At 57.4% G+C, this 18,666-nt stretch carries 17 protein-coding genes; 10 read left to right on the forward strand and 7 right to left on the reverse strand.

Going from position 1 to position 18,666, the window contains the following annotated elements; genetic code table 11:
* The first annotated feature begins 15 nt into the window (after positions 1 to 15).
* Both BFP70_RS01890 and tpiA read left to right on the forward strand, forming a co-directional pair.
* Positions 16 to 402 carry an iron-sulfur cluster assembly accessory protein gene (locus BFP70_RS01890; RefSeq protein ID WP_066009587.1) on the forward strand — a complete coding sequence of 129 codons (387 nt, stop codon included), beginning with the start codon at positions 16 to 18 and terminating at the stop codon, positions 400 to 402.
* Between the two features lie 105 nt (positions 403 to 507).
* Positions 508 to 1,254, forward strand: a complete 747-nt coding sequence (tpiA, locus tag BFP70_RS01895) for a triose-phosphate isomerase (RefSeq protein WP_066009589.1) — start codon at positions 508 to 510, stop codon at positions 1,252 to 1,254.
* A 176-nt stretch (positions 1,255 to 1,430) separates the two neighbouring features.
* On the opposite strand, the gene gltX is transcribed toward tpiA, so the two are convergent.
* Positions 1,431 to 2,756: a glutamate--tRNA ligase gene (gene gltX, locus BFP70_RS01900; protein ID WP_066009590.1), complete on the reverse strand. Its 1,326-nt coding sequence runs from the start codon at positions 2,754 to 2,756 to the stop codon at positions 1,431 to 1,433.
* A 200-nt stretch (positions 2,757 to 2,956) separates the two neighbouring features.
* Here gltX and BFP70_RS01905 point away from each other — a divergent pair, with 200 nt between their 5' ends.
* Entirely contained in the window at positions 2,957 to 3,901 is a 945-nt protein-coding gene (locus BFP70_RS01905) for an MBL fold metallo-hydrolase (protein WP_066009592.1), read from the forward strand.
* Positions 3,902 to 4,019: 118 nt separating this feature from the next.
* Here BFP70_RS01905 and BFP70_RS01910 read toward each other — a convergent pair whose 3' ends face one another.
* The 3 genes from BFP70_RS01910 to BFP70_RS01920 form a co-directional block, all read right to left on the reverse strand.
* On the reverse strand, positions 4,020 to 5,009 hold the full coding sequence (locus BFP70_RS01910; RefSeq protein ID WP_066009594.1) for a hypothetical protein: 990 nt from the start codon (positions 5,007 to 5,009) through the stop codon (positions 4,020 to 4,022).
* Positions 5,010 to 5,027: 18 nt separating this feature from the next.
* On the reverse strand, positions 5,028 to 5,237 hold the full coding sequence (locus tag BFP70_RS01915; RefSeq protein WP_066009596.1) for a hypothetical protein: 210 nt from the start codon (positions 5,235 to 5,237) through the stop codon (positions 5,028 to 5,030).
* 108 nt (positions 5,238 to 5,345) lie between these two features.
* Complete coding sequence (locus BFP70_RS01920; RefSeq protein WP_066009599.1) at positions 5,346 to 7,004, reverse strand: NAD+ synthase; 1,659 nt, start codon at positions 7,002 to 7,004, stop codon at positions 5,346 to 5,348.
* Between the two features lie 321 nt (positions 7,005 to 7,325).
* Here BFP70_RS01920 and BFP70_RS01925 point away from each other — a divergent pair, with 321 nt between their 5' ends.
* From BFP70_RS01925 to rnd, 3 genes are all read left to right on the forward strand, one after another.
* Positions 7,326 to 8,738, forward strand: a complete 1,413-nt coding sequence (locus BFP70_RS01925) for an MORN repeat-containing protein (RefSeq protein ID WP_255356565.1) — start codon at positions 7,326 to 7,328, stop codon at positions 8,736 to 8,738.
* A 300-nt stretch (positions 8,739 to 9,038) separates the two neighbouring features.
* Positions 9,039 to 10,919 carry a PhoX family phosphatase gene (locus tag BFP70_RS01930; RefSeq protein ID WP_066009601.1) on the forward strand — a complete coding sequence of 627 codons (1,881 nt, stop codon included), beginning with the start codon at positions 9,039 to 9,041 and terminating at the stop codon, positions 10,917 to 10,919.
* Between the two features lie 214 nt (positions 10,920 to 11,133).
* A complete protein-coding gene (gene rnd / locus BFP70_RS01935) occupies positions 11,134 to 12,297 on the forward strand; it encodes a ribonuclease D (protein ID WP_066009700.1) in 1,164 nt (387 codons plus the stop codon).
* A gap of 135 nt (positions 12,298 to 12,432) precedes the next feature.
* On the opposite strand, the gene BFP70_RS01940 is transcribed toward rnd, so the two are convergent.
* Positions 12,433 to 12,927: a hypothetical protein gene (locus tag BFP70_RS01940; RefSeq protein WP_066009603.1), complete on the reverse strand. Its 495-nt coding sequence runs from the start codon at positions 12,925 to 12,927 to the stop codon at positions 12,433 to 12,435.
* Between the two features lie 121 nt (positions 12,928 to 13,048).
* Between BFP70_RS01940 and BFP70_RS01945 the strand changes: the two genes are divergently transcribed.
* Together BFP70_RS01945 and BFP70_RS01950 are read left to right on the forward strand one after the other, a co-directional pair.
* The gene (locus BFP70_RS01945; RefSeq protein WP_066009605.1) at positions 13,049 to 13,477 is read left to right on the forward strand and encodes a SufE family protein; all 429 of its coding nucleotides are present in this window, start codon (positions 13,049 to 13,051) and stop codon (positions 13,475 to 13,477) included.
* A gap of 172 nt (positions 13,478 to 13,649) precedes the next feature.
* Positions 13,650 to 14,768 carry a PQQ-dependent sugar dehydrogenase gene (locus BFP70_RS01950; RefSeq protein ID WP_083217293.1) on the forward strand — a complete coding sequence of 373 codons (1,119 nt, stop codon included), beginning with the start codon at positions 13,650 to 13,652 and terminating at the stop codon, positions 14,766 to 14,768.
* A gap of 7 nt (positions 14,769 to 14,775) precedes the next feature.
* On the opposite strand, the gene BFP70_RS01955 is transcribed toward BFP70_RS01950, so the two are convergent.
* Both BFP70_RS01955 and BFP70_RS01960 read right to left on the reverse strand, forming a co-directional pair.
* Positions 14,776 to 15,651 carry a DMT family transporter gene (locus tag BFP70_RS01955; RefSeq protein WP_255356561.1) on the reverse strand — a complete coding sequence of 292 codons (876 nt, stop codon included), beginning with the start codon at positions 15,649 to 15,651 and terminating at the stop codon, positions 14,776 to 14,778.
* An 87-nt stretch (positions 15,652 to 15,738) separates the two neighbouring features.
* Positions 15,739 to 16,353, reverse strand: a complete 615-nt coding sequence (locus BFP70_RS01960; RefSeq protein ID WP_066009609.1) for a LysE/ArgO family amino acid transporter — start codon at positions 16,351 to 16,353, stop codon at positions 15,739 to 15,741.
* Between the two features lie 75 nt (positions 16,354 to 16,428).
* Between BFP70_RS01960 and BFP70_RS01965 the strand changes: the two genes are divergently transcribed.
* The gene (locus BFP70_RS01965) at positions 16,429 to 17,316 is read left to right on the forward strand and encodes a LysR family transcriptional regulator ArgP (protein ID WP_218059643.1); all 888 of its coding nucleotides are present in this window, start codon (positions 16,429 to 16,431) and stop codon (positions 17,314 to 17,316) included.
* 89 nt (positions 17,317 to 17,405) lie between these two features.
* Positions 17,406 to 18,548: an alpha-D-ribose 1-methylphosphonate 5-triphosphate diphosphatase gene (locus tag BFP70_RS01970; RefSeq protein WP_066009611.1), complete on the forward strand. Its 1,143-nt coding sequence runs from the start codon at positions 17,406 to 17,408 to the stop codon at positions 18,546 to 18,548.
* Positions 18,549 to 18,666: the final 118 nt, after the last annotated feature.

Here is an 18,666-nt window from a genome sequence, read left to right on the forward strand (position 1 = left end):
TCAAAGGAGATTTCCATGTTCGCGATCCCCGGCCAGACCCCTGTCACCATAACACCCGCCGCTGCCAAACATATCGCGCGGCTGATGGCGCGTGAAAACGCCGCCGGCTTTCGGATCGGCGTCAAGAAGGGCGGCTGCGCTGGCATGGAATATACGATGGAGGTGGCGCAAGACGCCGGCCCCATGGATATCGTCGTCGAAGATGGTGATGCGCGGGTGTTGATCGCACCCATGGCGCAAATGTTCCTGATCGGCACGGAAATTGACTATGAAACGGGGCTGCTGGAATCTGGTTTTAAATTCCGCAATCCTAATGTTGAGGAAAGCTGCGGTTGCGGCGAATCTATAAAATTCAAAGATATGGACGAGCTGCAAGCGGATCGCAGCGCAACCGAAGGCTAATGCGGGGAATGCAGCGGCGCAAAAACTGCTTCGCATAATCCACCCTTTGCACCTTTGCGCCCGCTGACGTAATCTCTGCCCGATCACAACAACCGGGAGGGGCAGATGCGTAAGAAACTCGCTGCAGGCAATTGGAAAATGAACGGGCTAGTCGACAGCCTGTCACAGGTTGAAACCCTTGTGGCACAGCACCCAGCCCCCGGCTGTGATGTATTGCTGTGCCCGCCCGCTACGCTGATCAGTGCGATGTCGGCAATAGCAGGATCTGCGCTCAGTATAGGCGGACAAGATTGCCACCAGGCACAAACAGGCGCGCATACAGGGGATATTTCTGCCCAGATGATTCGCGACGCAGGCGGCAACTATGTTATTCTGGGCCACTCCGAGCGCCGGGCCGATCACGATGAAAGCGATGCACAGGTCGCTGCCAAAACCAAAGCCGCGTGGGACGCCGACCTGATCGCTATCATCTGCGTGGGCGAGACAGAGGCCCAACGCGATGCCGGGACCACATTGCAAATCATTCGTGATCAATTGGCCAGTTCCGTCCCAGATGGCGCAACTGGCACAAATACGGTGATCGCATATGAACCGGTCTGGGCGATCGGCACAGGCCGTACCCCAAGCTTGCCACAGATTGCACAGGTCCACGACGATCTGCGTACCACACTTACGGCGAGATTTGGCACCCAAGGGGATGCAATGCGCCTGCTTTATGGTGGCTCCGTCAAACCGTCGAACGCAGATGAAATTTTCGCCACCTCAAATGTCGACGGCGCTCTTGTCGGCGGCGCAAGCCTGAAAGCGACCGATTTCGGGGCCATCATTACTGCATTAAGCAAAGCACATTAACACAAACAACGAGGGGGGGGGCGAATTACACGCTCCCTCCCCACTTTCATCTTGCCCAAAATATCCCGGGGGGATCGCATTTTCAGGGGCATCGAGCCCCTGAAAAATGCGGTCGGGGCAGAGCCCCTCCACACCTAAATCATCTGTCGCACTACGCTTATACGCGGCCAAATAGCTTAGCCGCGCGCAGGCACCTTTTGTAGCAATGGCATCAAAGTCGCCATATCCGGCCCGTGATCCAAACCCGTAACAGCTTTACGCAGCGGCATGAACAGCCCCTTACCTTTACGCCCTGTCTTGGCCTTTACTTCCGAAGTCCACTCTTTCCAGCTGTTGTCCGAATAGGGCGGCGCGGGCAAAAGTGGCATGGCCTGCGCAATAAATTCACGATCTTCCTCCGCAATCAGCGGCTGGGCACCGTTCAGGCACAGATCGGCCCATTCACCCAAATCCGACAGAAGATTGATGTTTTGCGATGCAACCTGCCAAAATGTCTCGGCGTGTTCCGCTGGAATGCCCAAAGCCAAAATACGCTCTTTCACATCTTCAAATGGCAAGCTTTGATTGCGCGCCCGCGTCAGTGGCACTAGATCGGCACTGTCAAATTTCGTCGGCGCTGAGCCAAACTGAGACAAATCAAACCCTTCTGCCAATTCATCGATGGACAGCTTCAGCTCAATTGGTTGGCTCGATCCCAGACGCGCCATCATTGACAGCAACGCCTCTGGCGCAATCCCACCCTCGCGCAGATCCCGGATCGACAAGGCACCAAGGCGCTTCGACAGCTCCTCCCCCTGCGGACCGGTCAACAAGGAATGATGTGCGAAACGCGGAACAGCCCCGCCGATCGCCTCGATAATTTGAATCTGCGTCGCAGTATTGGTGACATGGTCTCCACCACGCACAATATCTGTAATCCCCATATCCGCATCATCCACCGGTGACGCAAAAGTATACAGAACCTGCCCCGACGCTTTGATCAAAACCGGATCCGAGACGCTGGCCGCATCGATGGACAAATCCCCCAGAACACCATCGGTCCATTCGATCCGCTCCAGATCAAGCTTGAACCGCCAATAGCCTTCCTTACCCTCAGCCCGCAGTGCCTCTTTCTGCGCCTGCGTCAAATGCAAGGACGCGCGATCATACACCGGCGGCTTGCCCATATTCAGCTGTTTCTTACGCTTAAGATCCAGCTCGACCGGGCTTTCAAAACATTCATACAGCTTGCCATCTGCCTTCAGCTGCTCTGCCACGTCACGGTAACGATCCAAACGCAGCGATTGCCGCTCTTCGCGGTCCCATGAAATGCCCAACCATTCCAAATCCTGCTTCAGCGCGTCGATATATTCCTGTTTCGAACGTTCTTGATCAGTATCATCAAGGCGCAAAATGAACTCGCCGCCGGTTTTACGGGCGATCAGATAATTCATCAGCGCGGTACGCAGATTGCCAACATGGATATAGCCGGTCGGCGACGGAGCAAAGCGGGTGACGGTCATTTCAAGGCTCTCCTAGTTCGGCCCTGCTGTGTCACATGTCGCACCAATTGTCCATATCAGCACAGCCAAGGTAGGACGGCATCTGTCAATCACGCGGGCGTGACCTTCCTGTCCTCGCAGCTGGCCCGCTCCGCCCTAGCTGCTAAGGTCATACCAAACACGGCCCAACGCCATCGCAACCCACGATCGGAGATCACATAATGCCTGCAGATATCACCCGCCGGACGGCTATGATTACAGCAACCGCCGCCGTGCCCCTCGGCGCCGTAGCGCTTGCCGGAAGCGCCGCCCAAGCGCAAACCACTACTCAGGAAACAACAGATATGCCGCCAGCCATTCCCCCATATCGCCGTCTAACCATCGGGGCCTTCACCGTCACACCGCTGCTGGCAGGAACGCGCTCAATGGAAAATCCTCATGGCACATTTGGCACGAATGCCAGCAAAGAGGAGTTCGACGAAATATCTGCAGAGAACTTCATCCCTAGCGATGCATCCCTCAACGGCTTCACCCCCGTCTTGGTCGAAACCGGCACCGAAACCATCCTGTTTGACACCGGCCTCACTGCAGATGGTATGACCGCCGCATTGCATGCCGCAGGGAAATCCGCGCAAGATATCACCCATGTGGTCATCACCCATATGCATGGAGATCATATTGGCGGCGTGATGACAGATGGAACCCCCACCTTTCCAAACGCCGAATATCTGACCGGCCAAGTGGAATTCGACCATTGGTCACAATCTGGCAATGAAATGTTTGAAGCCAATATCCGCCCCCTCGCAGATCAATTTACATTCTTGAACGGCGGCGACAATTTGCGCCCCGGCATTACTGCGATTGAGGCCTTCGGCCATACCCCGGGCATGTTGGCTTTCTTGATTGAAAGCGATGGCGCGCGGCTCATGCTTACGGCAGACACCGTCAACCATTACGTCTGGTCGCTGCAAAAGCCCGAATGGACGGTGCGTTTCGATATGGACAGTGACGCGGCCGCAGCCACACGCAAAGCCCTTCTGGGCCGAATTGCGGAAGAAAAGCTCCCCTTTATCGGTTATCACATGCCCTTCCCAGGCGTGGGCTTTCTTGAACCCAAAGGCGATGGCTTCCGCTTCATTCCAATGAGCTATCAGTTCAACCTATAAATCAGGCTTTCATCTTGCCTCAAATATCCATTCACAACGCGTAACATCACGCCAACAACAACAGCAGAGACAAACATCGACAGCGTTTGTCTCTGCCTTATACGCATCGCTTCATCGTTTACGCGACATCAGAAATATCCATCCGCACCAAGGTCTGGTTCAGCAAGATATAAGCGATTTCGCCGAATGTGACCGGCCCGGTAAAATTCCCTGTGCGCTGGCCCTCCAGTTCTCCATACAGGTAATTCAGGATACAGTTGCACGAATATTGTCCCGCACCCGCATCCCCTGCGCCATCCGCAAAGGCCTGAGAATAGCTACCCAACGCATTGGCTAAGCGATATTCCACCCCCGCCACGACAGGCGCGTAGAACTTCACCTCTCCGCTTTCCATATCCAGGCTCTGAATGGATACATTCACCAATGCCCCGGCATAATTTGCCACCAAGGGCAAACGGGTATCTATTTTATTTTCAACGATATATTCCGCGAACGCCACATCTTGCCCGTCGACCTGCGCGGTTTTCACCGTGAAACCACTCTCCTTGAACGTAAAGCTGCGGTCTTTGCTTTCGCCTTGCGCAAAGATATTCAAAATGTCCAAATCGACACTAACACTTGCGGGCAATTCCACATGCAGCAGAACCGCGCCCTCATCATGTCCTTCACCGCTTTGGCCGTCAAAAATCATCGGCGCTGAGCTGCCCAGCTCATCGAGATGAACGCCGGTGATCCATCCTGCCAGCGGCTGATCAAATAGCCCGTCATATGTTTGGCCATCCACCGCAAAATTGGAATGCGCCACCGAAAAGGCCGGAATCATAATCATCGTGAACCCATGCGGCTTGTAGCCCTGCGCGATGCCCGGCAGTTCCTCAACCGAAAGGGTGCGCGGTGTGGCATCTGTGGCCGCGTCGAAGCTGGTGCAGAACAGCTTGTCACGGACAACGGCACCGCCGGTATTGGTCACGAAATACACCGTCGTGCCGCCGATCCACTTTCCCTTAGGCAACTGGCGCAGCAAGTCCTCGGCGCCTGCGATCACCATCACCGCGCCTGCTTCTATCTTCGCGGCAGCCTCGGCCACCGTCAGCATTTCATTTTTCATAGCAGATCTCCGTCAAATTCAGAATTTACCCATGTCGGCAACGGCAAAAGAATTCTTGGAAATGAATGCTCGCAATTCTGCCACCTTGCGCTCCAAGGTATCGGGGCTTGCAGAAACCTCTCGTCGAAGCCGAGAAATCAAAATCCGCGTCGCTAGGGACGTGGATGACAGCTCGGCCTGTGTGGTCAGAACACGCGACCACCGAGGATCGCTTTCGTCAGGGATCATAACCTTCTCCGAAGAAAACCAACTGCGCAGACGGTATCAGCCCATTCCTTAAGGCTGGGTTTCGATCCTCATTCTTCTTTGAAAGTCGCTATGGCGCGGCCGCCCACTTCAGGCCCGGTCGCGCCACCGATTGACCATCGGATAGCGGCGGTCCAGCCAAAAGGCGCGTCGTGTCAGTCGCACACCGGGCGCCGACTGATAGCGTTTCCATTCGCTGATATACAGCAGATGCTCCACCCGGTGAACAATGTCACGCTCGTGGCCGGCGGCAATAATTTGTGCGACGGATTGATCTCCCTCCACCAGACGCTCCAGAATATCATCCAGCACAGGATAGGGGGGCAAGCTGTCATCATCGCGCTGATCTTCGCGCAATTCTGCCGAAGGCGGCTTATCGATGATCTGCACCGGAATGACCTCGCCTGCCGGGCCCTTCATCCAGGGCCGATGATTGGCATTGCGCCACCGGCAGGTTTCAAACACCCGGGTTTTATACAGATCCTTAATCGGGTTGTAGCCGCCATTCATATCGCCATAAATCGTGCAATAGCCCACGGCCATTTCGGATTTATTTCCCGTTGTCAGCAACATAGATCCGAATTTATTCGACATCGCCATTAGCATAACACCGCGAAGGCGCGATTGGATGTTTTCTTCTGTCACATCCGGGGCAAGACCTGCGAACAGGTGGCCAAGGGCGCTGCCAACAGCATCACGCGCCCCCTCAATATGCACAGTATCCAGCCGCGTGCCCAAACGTTGCGCCAGCTGCGTGGCATCGTCCAATGATCCCTGAGAGGTATATTCAGACGGCAACATAACACAATGAACATTGTCCGCGCCCAAAGCATCCGCCGCAATCGTCGCCACGATCGCACTGTCAATCCCACCCGACAGGCCCAAAACCACTTTGCCAAAGCCCGATTTCGTCAGATAATCATGCGTAGCCATGACCATCGCGCGGTAATCTTGTTCCCAAGCATCGGGCTGCGGATCAAACCGCCCCTCCAGAGCACGCCAGCCTTCCGGCCCACGTTCAAAATCAATGTGATCGACGATTTCCTCAAATGGGGCGAATTGCGCGACCATCTGGCCATGCGGGTTCAGTACAAAACTGGCACCATCAAACACCTGGTCATCTTGCCCGCCCACCGCGTTCAAATAGACCAGCGGCAGCCCAGTCTCGACCACCCGCGCAATCATTTTATTCAGCCGCGTCTCCAATTTCCCCCGGAAATAGGGAGAGCCATTGGGCACGAATAAAATCTCTGCTCCCGTCTCGGCAAGAGTCTCGGCGACATCCTCATGCCACGCATCTTCACAAATCGGCGTGCCAATCCGCAGTGGTCCAACCCGGTAAGGCCCCGAAATCGGTCCAACGTCAAAAATCCGATGTTCGTCAAACACATCCACATGGGGCAATTCATGTTTCAACATCCGCGCGACCACTTTGCCGTCCTGCAAGATATAATAGGCGTTGTAATGCCCGGAATCGTCCCAATAGGGCGCACCAATACCCAATGCCGGCCCATCGGTGATCTTTGCCGCAAGCGCGTCCACCGCAGCCATCGCATCCGCCACAAAAGCCGGTTTCAACACCAGATCTTGCGTTTGATACCCGGTCAGGAACATTTCTGGCAAGGCAACCATATCCGCCCCGGCCTCCCGGCCTGTCTGCCATGCGGAAAACGCCTTGTCACAATTGGCGGCCAGCGCCCCAACAGTCGGGTTCAACTGTGCCAGTGTCAGGCGGAATCTGTCTGCCATCAGGGTATCCTCTTCACGGTCGCTTGGCTCCGATTACTCTGAAATCTTGCCAGATGAAAACCAAAACAGGGCTTTCTCTGCTCTGCCGCAACGGTTTTTCGCAATCACAGCAGCAGGGATCGGCCTGAAAATCGCGCAAGTGCTTGTTTCGCACGCGTGTCGCGTTTACCTTGGCCGCGCCAGCCAGTCGCCCCAAAAGGGCGGCACGCCATGCATGCATGGGCCGGGGCGCACCGGCACGGGGACAGGGGTATTTCGATCATGACGATCAATCGGTTTCACAGCTTGAGTCTTGCTTTCACGCTTTCGGCGGCAGGCATCATGATGGGCGCCGCCCCTCTTGTTGCTCAGACAGCCGAGGTCATCACAAAACAATATGATGATGGCGGGCTGTATGAAGGCACGTTTAAAAACGGCAAACAACATGGAACCGGAACCTATACGCTTCCCTCCGGTTACGAATATCAGGGCGAATGGATTGACGGGCAGATCATGGGTCAGGGTCGGGCAAAATTCCCCAATGGCTCGATTTATGAAGGGCAATTCGTCGCCGGCAAGCCCGATGGCACCGGCAAGATCATCTTTGCAGATGGCGGCACATATGAGGGCGATTGGGTCGCAGGCGAAATTACCGGCGACGGGGTAGCCCATTACGCCAATGGCACAACCTATACCGGACAATTCAAAAATGCGCTGCATGATGGAACCGGCACGCTGACAGGCCCGAATGGCTACAGCTATGCAGGTGATTGGGTAGATGGCGTCAAACAAGGACAGGGCAAGATCACCTACCCCGACGGTGCGGTCTATCAGGGTGATATTCTGGGTGGGCTGCGCGCGGGCGAAGGCACGCTGACGATGGCCGATGGCCTGACCTATCAGGGCGGCTGGCGCGAGGGGCAAATGTCAGGCTCTGGCACGCTGGCCCAACCCAATGGGGATGTTTACGAAGGCGGCATGGCCGATGGAAAACGCGATGGCAAAGGCTATGTCACCTATGCCAACGGCGATATTTATGACGGCAACTTCAAAGCCGACAAACGCGAAGGCCAAGGCATTTTCAAAGGCACGGATGGCTATATCTACGACGGCAATTGGGTCGCAGGACGCATCGAAGGCGAAGGCCGCGTCACCTATCCGGATGGCTCAGTCTACGAAGGCCAGTTCGTCGATGACCAACCCGATGGGGAGGGGCAAATCACCTATGCCGATGGCTCCAGCTATGTCGGCGGCTGGGCGGGCGGTGTGATTGAAGGAACTGGCCTGGCCAAATACGCCAATGGCCTCGTCTATGAGGGCGAATTCCTTGCAGCACGCAACCACGGCAAAGGCAAAATGACCTATCCCGATGGCTATACCTATGAAGGGGATTGGGCTGACGGCCAGCGCCATGGAACTGGCACTGCCACCTATGCAGATGGCACCGTCTATGAAGGCCAATTCGAAATGGGCCAGCGCAACGGAACAGGCAAAATCACCATGCCCGATGGCTTTACCTACGAAGGCCAATGGCGCAACGGTGAGATTGACGGCAAAGGCATCGCAACCTACGCCAATGGGGATGTCTATGATGGTACATTCGCACAGGGCAAACGCCAAGGCAGCGGAACAATGCGCTACACCTCAGGCAAGGTCGCAAGCGGCACATGGTCCGAAAACACGCTGACCGAAGACACATCCACAGTCCCCGAAACGGCCACCGCCACGGACTCTCAACCCCCAGCGGCTGAATAATGCCTTTCAGCTTGCCATAAATATCCCGGGGGATCGCATATCCAGGGGCGTCGAGCCCCTGAATATGCGGTCGGGGCAGCGCCCCTCCGGCCCCAAACACCCTGCACGAACATATTGAAATCATGCACAGCGTGGGCACCTTTCCTCTCGCACCCGCCACCGACCGCCCTCTGCGTCACAAAACCTTCATCCCAATCACATCCAGTTGCAACATCCCGGCGACAAGACAGCGCTCGACCGCCCGCATGCACAACGCATTGCGGGCCGCGCATAAGAGCCAAAAGCCAAAAGGATACCGACATGGATATCAAAGACACAGTTGACCTCTCGTGGGATGATTTTGACGAGCTGCGCCAGCCCCGTGCTGCCGAAAATGATTTCGACAAAGTTGTGGACCGAGCGATATCACGCCGCGGCTTCCTTGGCCGTGCAGTGGCCTTTGGCTCGGGTGCGGCTGTATTCGGCTCTGGCATTTTGCACTCCTCGACCTCGGCGCGTGCACAAACTGCAGGTTTCGCCTTCGATCCGATCGCGATCTCAACCGATTTCAATCTGCATGTCCCGACCGGGTTTCAATGGAAACCGCTCGTCCGCTGGGGCGATGCGCTGGTCAGCGACGCCCAAGATGCCTATTCGGCAGACAACGGCGTTCCAGTCGCCATGTCCGACAAGGTCTTTGGCGAAAATACCGATGGCATGGAGACCTTCACCCATGACGGTCACGTACTTCTGGCGATCAACTCTGAATATGTGAACCCCAAGATCAACCTGCCCGAAGCCTCTCAGGGTGTGCCGCAAACCGCAGACGAAGTGACCTTGCTTAAAAATATGCAAGGTGTGACGGTTTTGGAAATTGCACAGGGTAATGAAGGCTGGGCGGTCACGCTTGACAGCCCCTATAACCGCCGCATCACGCATGAAACCCAAATGACGATGGATGGTCCTGCGGCCGGCTCTGACCACGTCAAGACAAATGCAGACCCAGACGGCATGTCCCCTAAAGGGACGATGAACAATTGCGGCTCGGGTAAGACCTTGTGGGGCACCTATCTGACCTGCGAAGAGAATTTCAACGGCTACTTCGGGGCCACCGGCGACTATGCTGAAACCGAGGCGCTGATCCGCTATGGCATCGGCGGTGAAGGCCGCTACGCCTATGAAAAATTTGATCCGCGCTATGATCTGACACAAGAACCCAATGAGCCAAACCGCCACGGCTGGGTGACCGAGATCAACCCTGCCGACCCCAGCTCTACCCCGATCAAACACACAGCACTTGGCCGTTTTAAACATGAAAATGCCGAAATGGTGCAGGGCAAAGACGGTCGGATCGTGGTCTATATGGGCGATGATGAACGCGGTGAATTCATGTATCGCTATGTCTCCAATGCGACCTGGTCTGAAGGGCAGCCAACCGATGGGCTGTTGTCAGATGGCACCCTATATGTTGCGAAATTCAATGATGATATGTCGGGTGAATGGTTGCCGCTGACACCGGAAACGACGGGCATGCCGATCGAAGATATCTTGGTATTCGCCCGTATGGCCGGATCCAAAGTCGGCGCGACCACAATGGACCGCCCCGAATGGATCGCCGCAAACCCGCTGCGCGTCGAGGCATATTGCGCCCTGACCAACAATAAAAACCGCGGTGTGAAACCCAATGCAGGTGGTGATGAAACCCCCGCGACCGGCCCTAACCCCCGTGAAACCAACAATTTCGGCCAGATCGTGCGCTGGCGTCCCACCGGCGAAGACCACGGCGCAGATACGTTCACATGGGATCTTTATGTCATGGCGGGCAACCCCGATGTCTATGACAATGCTTATGCTGGGTCGGACAACATCACCGCCGGGAATATGTTCAACTCCCCCGACGGGATGGCGTTCTCATCAGATGGAATGTTGTGGATCCAGACCGATGGTGACGACAGCAACGAAGGCGAGTTTGCAGGTCAGGGCAACAACCAGATGTTGGTGGGCAATCCCGAAACCGGCGAAATCGCGCGTTTCTTGACGGCCCCCAACGGCGCCGAAGTCACCGGGCTGACGTGGTCGCCAGACCGCAAAACTGCATTTGTCGGCATCCAGCACCCCGGTGGCAGCTGGCCGGACGGCAATGGCAAGCCACGCTCTTCTGTTGTCGCCGTGTGGCGTGACGACGGCGCAGTCTTCGGCTGATTGACGCGACACATCATGACACCACAGCCGGGCGGCAGGGCGAATACCCTTGCCGCCCGTTACCCTATGCGGCCCAAATCCCTTCACCGTTTACGGCCAAATTGACGCCCCCACAGATGGCTTAGGCTTTTCTTTCCGCAATGCAGGCGATAAAGCAGAACGTGACGGCGGGATGACCCCGCACAGCAGCAGCAAGGCATGCATTATGAACGACATCACCACCATCACCACGACCGAGGCTTTGGCTGCCTTTTGCGAAAAGGCAAAATCCGAAGCCTATGTGACGGTGGATACGGAATTTCTGCGCGAACGGACCTATTGGTCGAAACTCTGCCTTGTGCAACTGGCGCTACCCTCGCATGGCGCGGTTGAAGGCGATGCCGTTCTGGTCGATCCGCTGGTCAAAGGCCTGTCGTTAGAGCCGCTGTATGATCTGTTCCGCCACACCGGCACAGTCAAGGTTTTCCACGCTGCCCGCCAGGATCTTGAGATCTTTTTCACCGATGCAAATGTCTTTCCCGATCCGCTGTTTGATACGCAGATCGCGGCGATGGTCTGTGGCTTTGGCGAACAGGTGGGCTATGAAACGCTGGTGCGCAAAATCGCGAAAGAATCGCTGGATAAATCATCGCGGTTCACGGATTGGTCGCGCCGCCCACTGACGCCTGCACAGGCGAAATATGCCGTGGCGGATGTAACCCATTTGCGTGTCATCTATGAATATCTTGCCAAGCAACTGGCAAAGTCGGGCCGCGAAGCATGGGTGCGCGAAGAAGAGCGGATCATGCTGGACCCTGAAACCTATATCAACCGCCCAGAGGACGCGTGGAAACGGGTCAAAACCCGCACCCATTCGGGTAAGTTTCTGGCAGTGGTGCGTGAATTGGCCCGGTTCCGCGAAGGCTATGCGCAAAATAAGAACATTCCGCGGTCACGGATTTTCAAAGACGATGCGATGCTGGAGCTGGCCTCGACCAAACCGCAAAGCCTTGAAGAGCTGAACCGTTCCCGCCTGTTGCTGCGTGAGGCCCGCAAGGGCGATATCGCAGAAGGTATCTTACAAGCGGTCAAAGAAGGTCTGGCCACGCCTGCCGATAAAATGCCCAAGCCCGATGTCGAAAAGACGCAATTACAGGTCGACAGCGCCTTGGCAGATCTACTGCGCGTCTTGCTGAAGGCAAAATCCACCAGTGCCGGCGTCGCGCCCAAGCTGATCGCCAACAGCTCTGATCTGGACAGGATTGCGGCTGGAAAACAAGACGTTGCCGCCTTGAAGGGTTGGCGCCATGAGGTGTTTGGAAAAGACGCGCTGCGCCTGTGCACCGGAGAGATCGCGCTGGCCGCCACCAATGGCCAGGTCCGCGTCGTGGAGGTCTAAGACACAGCCCGACCCACCATCATTAAAACGCCGCCGAAAGGCCCCTCCCTCGGCGGCGTTTTCTATCTTTATCTACGCCGATCCGGTCCGCGTAAAGCTTGCGGATGTGGCGCGGCCATTGCCGCAACCGCGGGCTTAGCGCCCCGCGGTCATAGAGTTTTCAGCCCCCGTCACGCTGACCCGGCTTACATGGCCCAAGGCAACAGAGTTGATATAGGCGGCAGCGGTGATTTCGCGCAGTGGCTGCGCGCCCACACGGCTAGCATCAGGCGATCCAAGATCAGGCTCGGCGACCTTGAAGACATATCGAATTTCGCCATCCACTGGATCGCCGCCATTTTCAGCCACCAGTTCCGCATCCCAGTAGCCCTGGGTTGGCGCGACGCCGGTTGCCTCAATGATCGCGCCCCCTTGTGTGCGGCGGATATTCAGCGCGGTGATACGTTCAATCGGCACACGGTAATCCGCTGTGGCAGCCACATAGCCACCTTCGGGATCCAATGTGGCCGGCGCGGCCTGCGCCCGGTCGAACCAGTTCATCGGGTTCACCCGGCTATCACGAAAGCCACAGCCAGACAGGCTGGTCACAGTAATGGCGCTGATCGCGGCAAAAAGGATCGGGGTTTTCATCGGCAGCTCCGGCACTTGCGTCTATAGATTGCCTAGCCTATCGCCAAGCTTTTGAAAAGCCGCCTCTGGACCTGAGCGCCCTGCAACGCTACTTGATGACCAAAGAACAGGAGCAAACCAGATGGCCACCGCTGCTTTCGATGAAATCGCTGAGACGTTTGAATTTCTTGATGACTGGGAAGATCGCTATCGCCATGTGATCGAGCTGGGCAAAGAATTGCCTGGGCTTGATGATGCGGTAAAGGTTCCCGCCACCAAAGTTGAAGGCTGCGCGTCCCAAGTTTGGCTGCTGCCGCGCATCAGTGGCACCGGGCCAAAGGCGATATTCGATTTCGACGGTGAATCCGATGCGATGATCGTACAGGGTCTGATCGCAATTTTACATGCGCTGTATTCGGGCCAATCGGTGTCGGCTGTGTTGCAAACCGATGCTCCGGCGGAATTGGCGCGGCTGGGGCTGAATGATCATCTTTCGGCACAACGCTCCAACGGGCTTCGCGCGATGGTAGAGCGGATCAACATTTTGGCAAATGAGGCTGCGGCGGCCTAAGGCCACGGCGCCTACCTAACTGCGCGCGTCCTGCCCATAAATACGGATCCCCCAACCTGCGCACCTCCTCCAAGGGTGCTTGTTGGGGCTGGATCTGTCAAAGACGTGACCAGCACGGGGATTGGCCCCAGCCTGTGATCGGGTAGCATCCTGACCAGCCTAGGAGGATGCTATGACCACCCACCGTTTCAAACATGTGTTTACACGCGCGCTGCCAATTGCCCTGCTGACCGTTTTGCCCGGCTGCCTGGCCCAGGCGCAAGATGACACCAATATGGGGGCCCTGCCCGCCTCCGCCACGCTGCCCTTCACCTTGGACCGTGTGGCACAGTTTGACACGCCGTGGGCCATCGCGCCCCTGCCCGATGGGGATCTGGTGATCACCACCAAACCTGGCCTGATGTATCTGATCCATGATGGTGTGGCGCAGCAAATTTCGGGCGTTCCTGCGGTGGGCTATAGCGGACAAAACGGCTTGCTGGATATCAACGCCGCGCCCGATTTCGCCCAAAGCGGCCATATCTACTTCACCTATATCTCACCCGAGAATGCGCTGGTGTTGGAGCGCGCCACCTTGGAAGGCACCGCCCTGACCCAGCGCAAGCAGATCTGGACACAGACACCGGGCGGACGGGGACAGCCGGGCGGGATCATCGCTTTCGGCCCCGATGGCAATATTTATCTGACCGTCGGCGACCGTATGCAGCCCGACACGGCACAAGATATTCAAAACCTGCGCGGCAAGATCTTGCGGCTGCAGCCAAGCGGCGGCCCGGCTTTGGGCAACCCATTCACCGTGCAGGCCGACGCTGCCCCTTTCGTGTGGACACTGGGCCACCGCAATGCCTATGGGCTGACATTCGCCCCCGATGGCACACTATGGTCGCATGAAATGGGGCCGCGCGGCGGTGATGAGCTAAACCGGATCGAGAAAGGCCAGAACTATGGCTGGCCAGAGGTGTCTAATGGGCGGCAATATTCCGGCATTGGTATTCCCGATCACGCCACCCGCCCCGAATTCACCGCCCCCAGCCTGTATTGGTCGCCCGTGATTGCGCCGTCGGGGATGGTATGGGTCGAAGGCTCTGACATTGCCGGTCTGGACGGCACGATGGTTATCGGCGCCCTGGCCGGCGAAGGTTTGGTGCAGGTTGCAGGTGATGGTAGCCGCCAAATCGCGCGCTGGGATCTGGATATGCGGGTGCGTGACGTCGCCCAAGATAGCAATGGCGCGCTGTGGATCATTGAAGATGCCGAAGATGGCGGGCTGTATAAGCTGGTCCCGAACTAGGTCCGACTCACAGCTTGGTTTGATTGGCAACCGGGGTGACGCGCCGCTTCAGCTGCGCTTCACGCCATGTCATATAGCTGATCGCGCCAATAATCACCGCACCGCCTACAATAACATAGGGGTCTACCGGCTCGGCAAACAGCAACCACCCTGCCAATGACGCCCAGATCAGTTGCAAGAATACTGCCGGTTGGCTGACGGTGACCGGGGCCGCTTCAAACGCGCGGGTCATCGCATAATGGCCTGTGGTGGCCACGACAGCTACCGCCCCCATCCATGCCACATCCACCACGCCCACAGGCACCCAGACCCACAGCGCAACCGGTGCCAGAACAATCGTCACCACCAATGTCATCATCGCGACCACCGTCGTCGCCGTCACAAAAGAGGTCAGCCGCTTCGCAGCCAAATAGGCCGCGCCAAAGAAAATCGCCGCGCCCAGCTGCGCCAGATGGCCTGGGTCAATCTCGCGCAGGCCCGGGCGCAAGATGATCAACGCCCCTACCAAGGCCAGACCCACTGCCACAATACGGCGCCAGGCCAGCCCCTCGCCAAATAACAGGGCGCCGCCGACTGTCACCACAATTGGGTTCAGATAGCCAATCGCCGTGACATCTGCGATCGGGATCCGCGTCATGGCGTAAAACCATAAGATCACCGCACAGCTGTGAAACACCCCGCGCAGCCCGAACAAGGCCCAGACCTGCGGCGTGAACCCCAGGCGCAACAACCGCCACAGCGCAGGCGCAAAAAACACCACCCCCCACAAAAAGCGGATAAAAGCAGATTGTGCCGGGGGCATCGTATTGCCGACATGGTGGACGATCACATTGACCAATGTAAAACACAGCGTCGTGCCAAACATCCACGCAAGCGCCACCATCGGGCGATTCTGTTCTATACCGTTCATATTGTCGACAGTTCGGCATCGCGCCTGCCAGAGCAAGCATGCAATTGTAACCGTTGCAAATCAAATGGGCCCCAGCGCCAATTTCACTGCCACCGAAAGCAAGACCAGCGCAACAAATCCATCAAGGACGCGCCACGCGAAGGGCTTGGCAAACAGCGGTGCCAACAGCCGCGCCCCATAGGCCAGCGCGAAAAAGAACACAAAACTGGCGGTGACCGCGCCCATGCCAAAGGCCCAGACGACGCCGTGAAACTGTGATGACACCATGCCCATGAACACCACCGTATCCAGATAGACATGCGGATTGGCCCATGTGAACAGCGCCACCGTGGTCAAAACAGAGCGCAGGCTGGGGGACGCGCCTTCCCCCGCAATCAGCCCAGCCCCCCCACGCCATGCAGACCAGGCCGCGCGCATGGCATAGACCAGCAAAAACGCCACCCCGCCCCAACGCAAGATAGGCACGATCAGCGGCAGCGCTTCGCGCGCAATGGCAAAACCGCCAATCCCCAGGCAGATCAAAATCGCATCCGACAATGCGCAAAACAATGCCACGGCAAAGACATGCTCGCGCCGCAGCCCTTGGCGCAACACAAAGGCATTTTGCGCGCCAATCGCCAATATCAGCCCAAGCCCCAGCCGAAATCCGGCAAACCCTGCAGCAAACGCAGTCATCAAAACATCCTATTCGGTTTTTTGGTCTATTTACGCCCCCCTCTTGCCACGCCCATAGGTAAAGCCATAATTAATATGTCTAATTTTGATGAAGGGCTGCTAATGCTGGATTACAATGCGCTAAGCGCGCTGAAAGCCGTGCTGGACCTTGGCAGCTTTGAAGCCGCGAGCGACGCCCTGAACGTCACCCCATCTGCAGTTTCTCAGCGGATCAAAGGGTTAGAGGACCGCATGGGCGCAGTTCTGGTGATCCGGGGCCAGCCCTGCACCGGCACCGCACTGGGCGCGCGTTTGGCCCAACATGCCGCGCAGGTCACATTGATGGAGGCCGAATTACTGCCCGCGGGCGCCCCGCCGGTTCTGCGCATTGCAGTCAATGCCGACAGTCTGGCCACATGGGTGATGCCCGCCCTGGCGCAAATCAAGGATCGCCGCTTTGACCTTGTGATCGCGGATCAAGATGTTTCGGCCCAATGGTTACGGCGCGGCACGGTGCTGGGCGCGATCACCTCCACCCCGACGCCGGTGCCGGGCTGCGATGTCATGCCTTTGGGCGCGCTGCGTTATATCGCCTGCTGCACGCCGGAATTTTATGCCCAGCATTTCGCACAAGGCGTCACCGCCTCAGCCTTGGCCCAGGCACCATCACTGATGTTTGACGCCACCGACCGGCTACAGGCCGCATGGGCGGCACAAAATTATGGGCTCGTCACCGCGCTAAACACCCATCGCATCGCCTCGACCCACGCGTTTATCGATGCCACCATGTTGGGAATGGGCTGGGCCCTGAACCCAGAAGTCATGGTGGGCCAACATCTGCGTGAGGGGCGGCTGACCGCATTGGATCGAACATCTTTCGACACGCCACTTTATTGGCAAAGCCTGCGCCATTTGCGCGTGCCTCTCACCGCGCTGGTTCAGGCCCTGCGCAATGCATCGCGGCGCGTGCTGACACCGCCATAAGGCTTGGCGGCGCTGCACGCATGGGCTACATGACCCACGCATTCCCAAAGACCCTCACCAAAATTCGATGACACAGGCAGGCACGACGCATGGCACAATGGCAGTTCACAGGCGGCACCTTCTTGGAAGGGGACACCCTGCGGCCGGGCGATATCGCAATCGAGGACGAAACTATCCGCCACAACGCCGCCACCGCCGATCACCGGATCGATGCGCGCGGCCTGTGGATCTTGCCCGGTCTTGTCGATCTGCATGGCGATGGGTTTGAACGCCATGTCGCACCCAGACGCGGCATGGTAACCTCGATGGTCACAGCTCTTGGCGCTGTTCAAGAAGAGCTGTCCTGCTGTGGCATCACCACCGCCTGGCTGGCACAGTTCTGGTCATGGGAAGGGGGAATGCGCGCCCCCGCCTTCATGCAGCGGCTGGCCGATGGGCTGCGTGGCTTCACTCCGGAAATGCGCTTAGACCTGCGAATCCAACTGCGGTTGGAAACCCATATGGTCGAAGATTTTGACCCTCTCAGCGCGTTTATCACCGAATACGGTATTGAATATCTGGTGTTTAATGACCATCTGCCTCATGCTGCTCTGGATAAGGGCAAACAGCCCCCCCGGCTGAACGGCTCTGCCCTTAAAGCGGCCCGATCACCCGCTGCCCATCTGGCGGAAATGCACTATCGGCGCTCCCTGTCAGATCAAGTTCCCGACTTCGCAAACCGCCTGATCCGGGCCTTCCCCAATCTGCGCACGGGTTCCCATGACGACCCTGATGTGCTCACGCGCCAAATTTGGCACCAACGCGGGGTAGTTATCTCGGAATTCCCCACCTCAATTGACGCCGCACAGGCTGCCAAAGACACCGGCACCCCCGTAATCATGGGCGCGCCAAATGTCGTGCGCGGCAATAGCCATAACCGGGGTGGCATCGCCGCCGATACTCTGATCCGCGACGGGCTAGTGGATGCGCTGGCCTCCGATTACCATTACCCCGCGCTCGCGCAATCCGCCTTCGCACTTAGCGATCGCGCCATCATGCCTTTTGCAAAGGCCTGGGGCTTGGTCTCACAGGGTCCGGCACGGCTGATTGGTCTGACAGACCGCGGGACATTGGACCAGGGCGCACGCGCCGATATCACCGTGATAAACCCAAGCACACGCCGGATCATCGGCACATTTGCAAACGGCGCGCCCGTCCACCTCACCGGCCCACTCGCTGACCGGCTGACATAGCGCGCGGGCCAAGGTTTTCATCTTGCTTTAAATATCCAAAATCCCACCCCAAACCCGGGGCGCTTCCGCCAATTCGGCGAACGTGATATCTCGGGCATTCTGAACACCCGCAATCACA

It is taken from the genome of Thioclava sp. SK-1 (genome assembly GCF_001705665.1).
Classification (GTDB): Bacteria; Pseudomonadota; Alphaproteobacteria; order Rhodobacterales; family Rhodobacteraceae; genus Thioclava.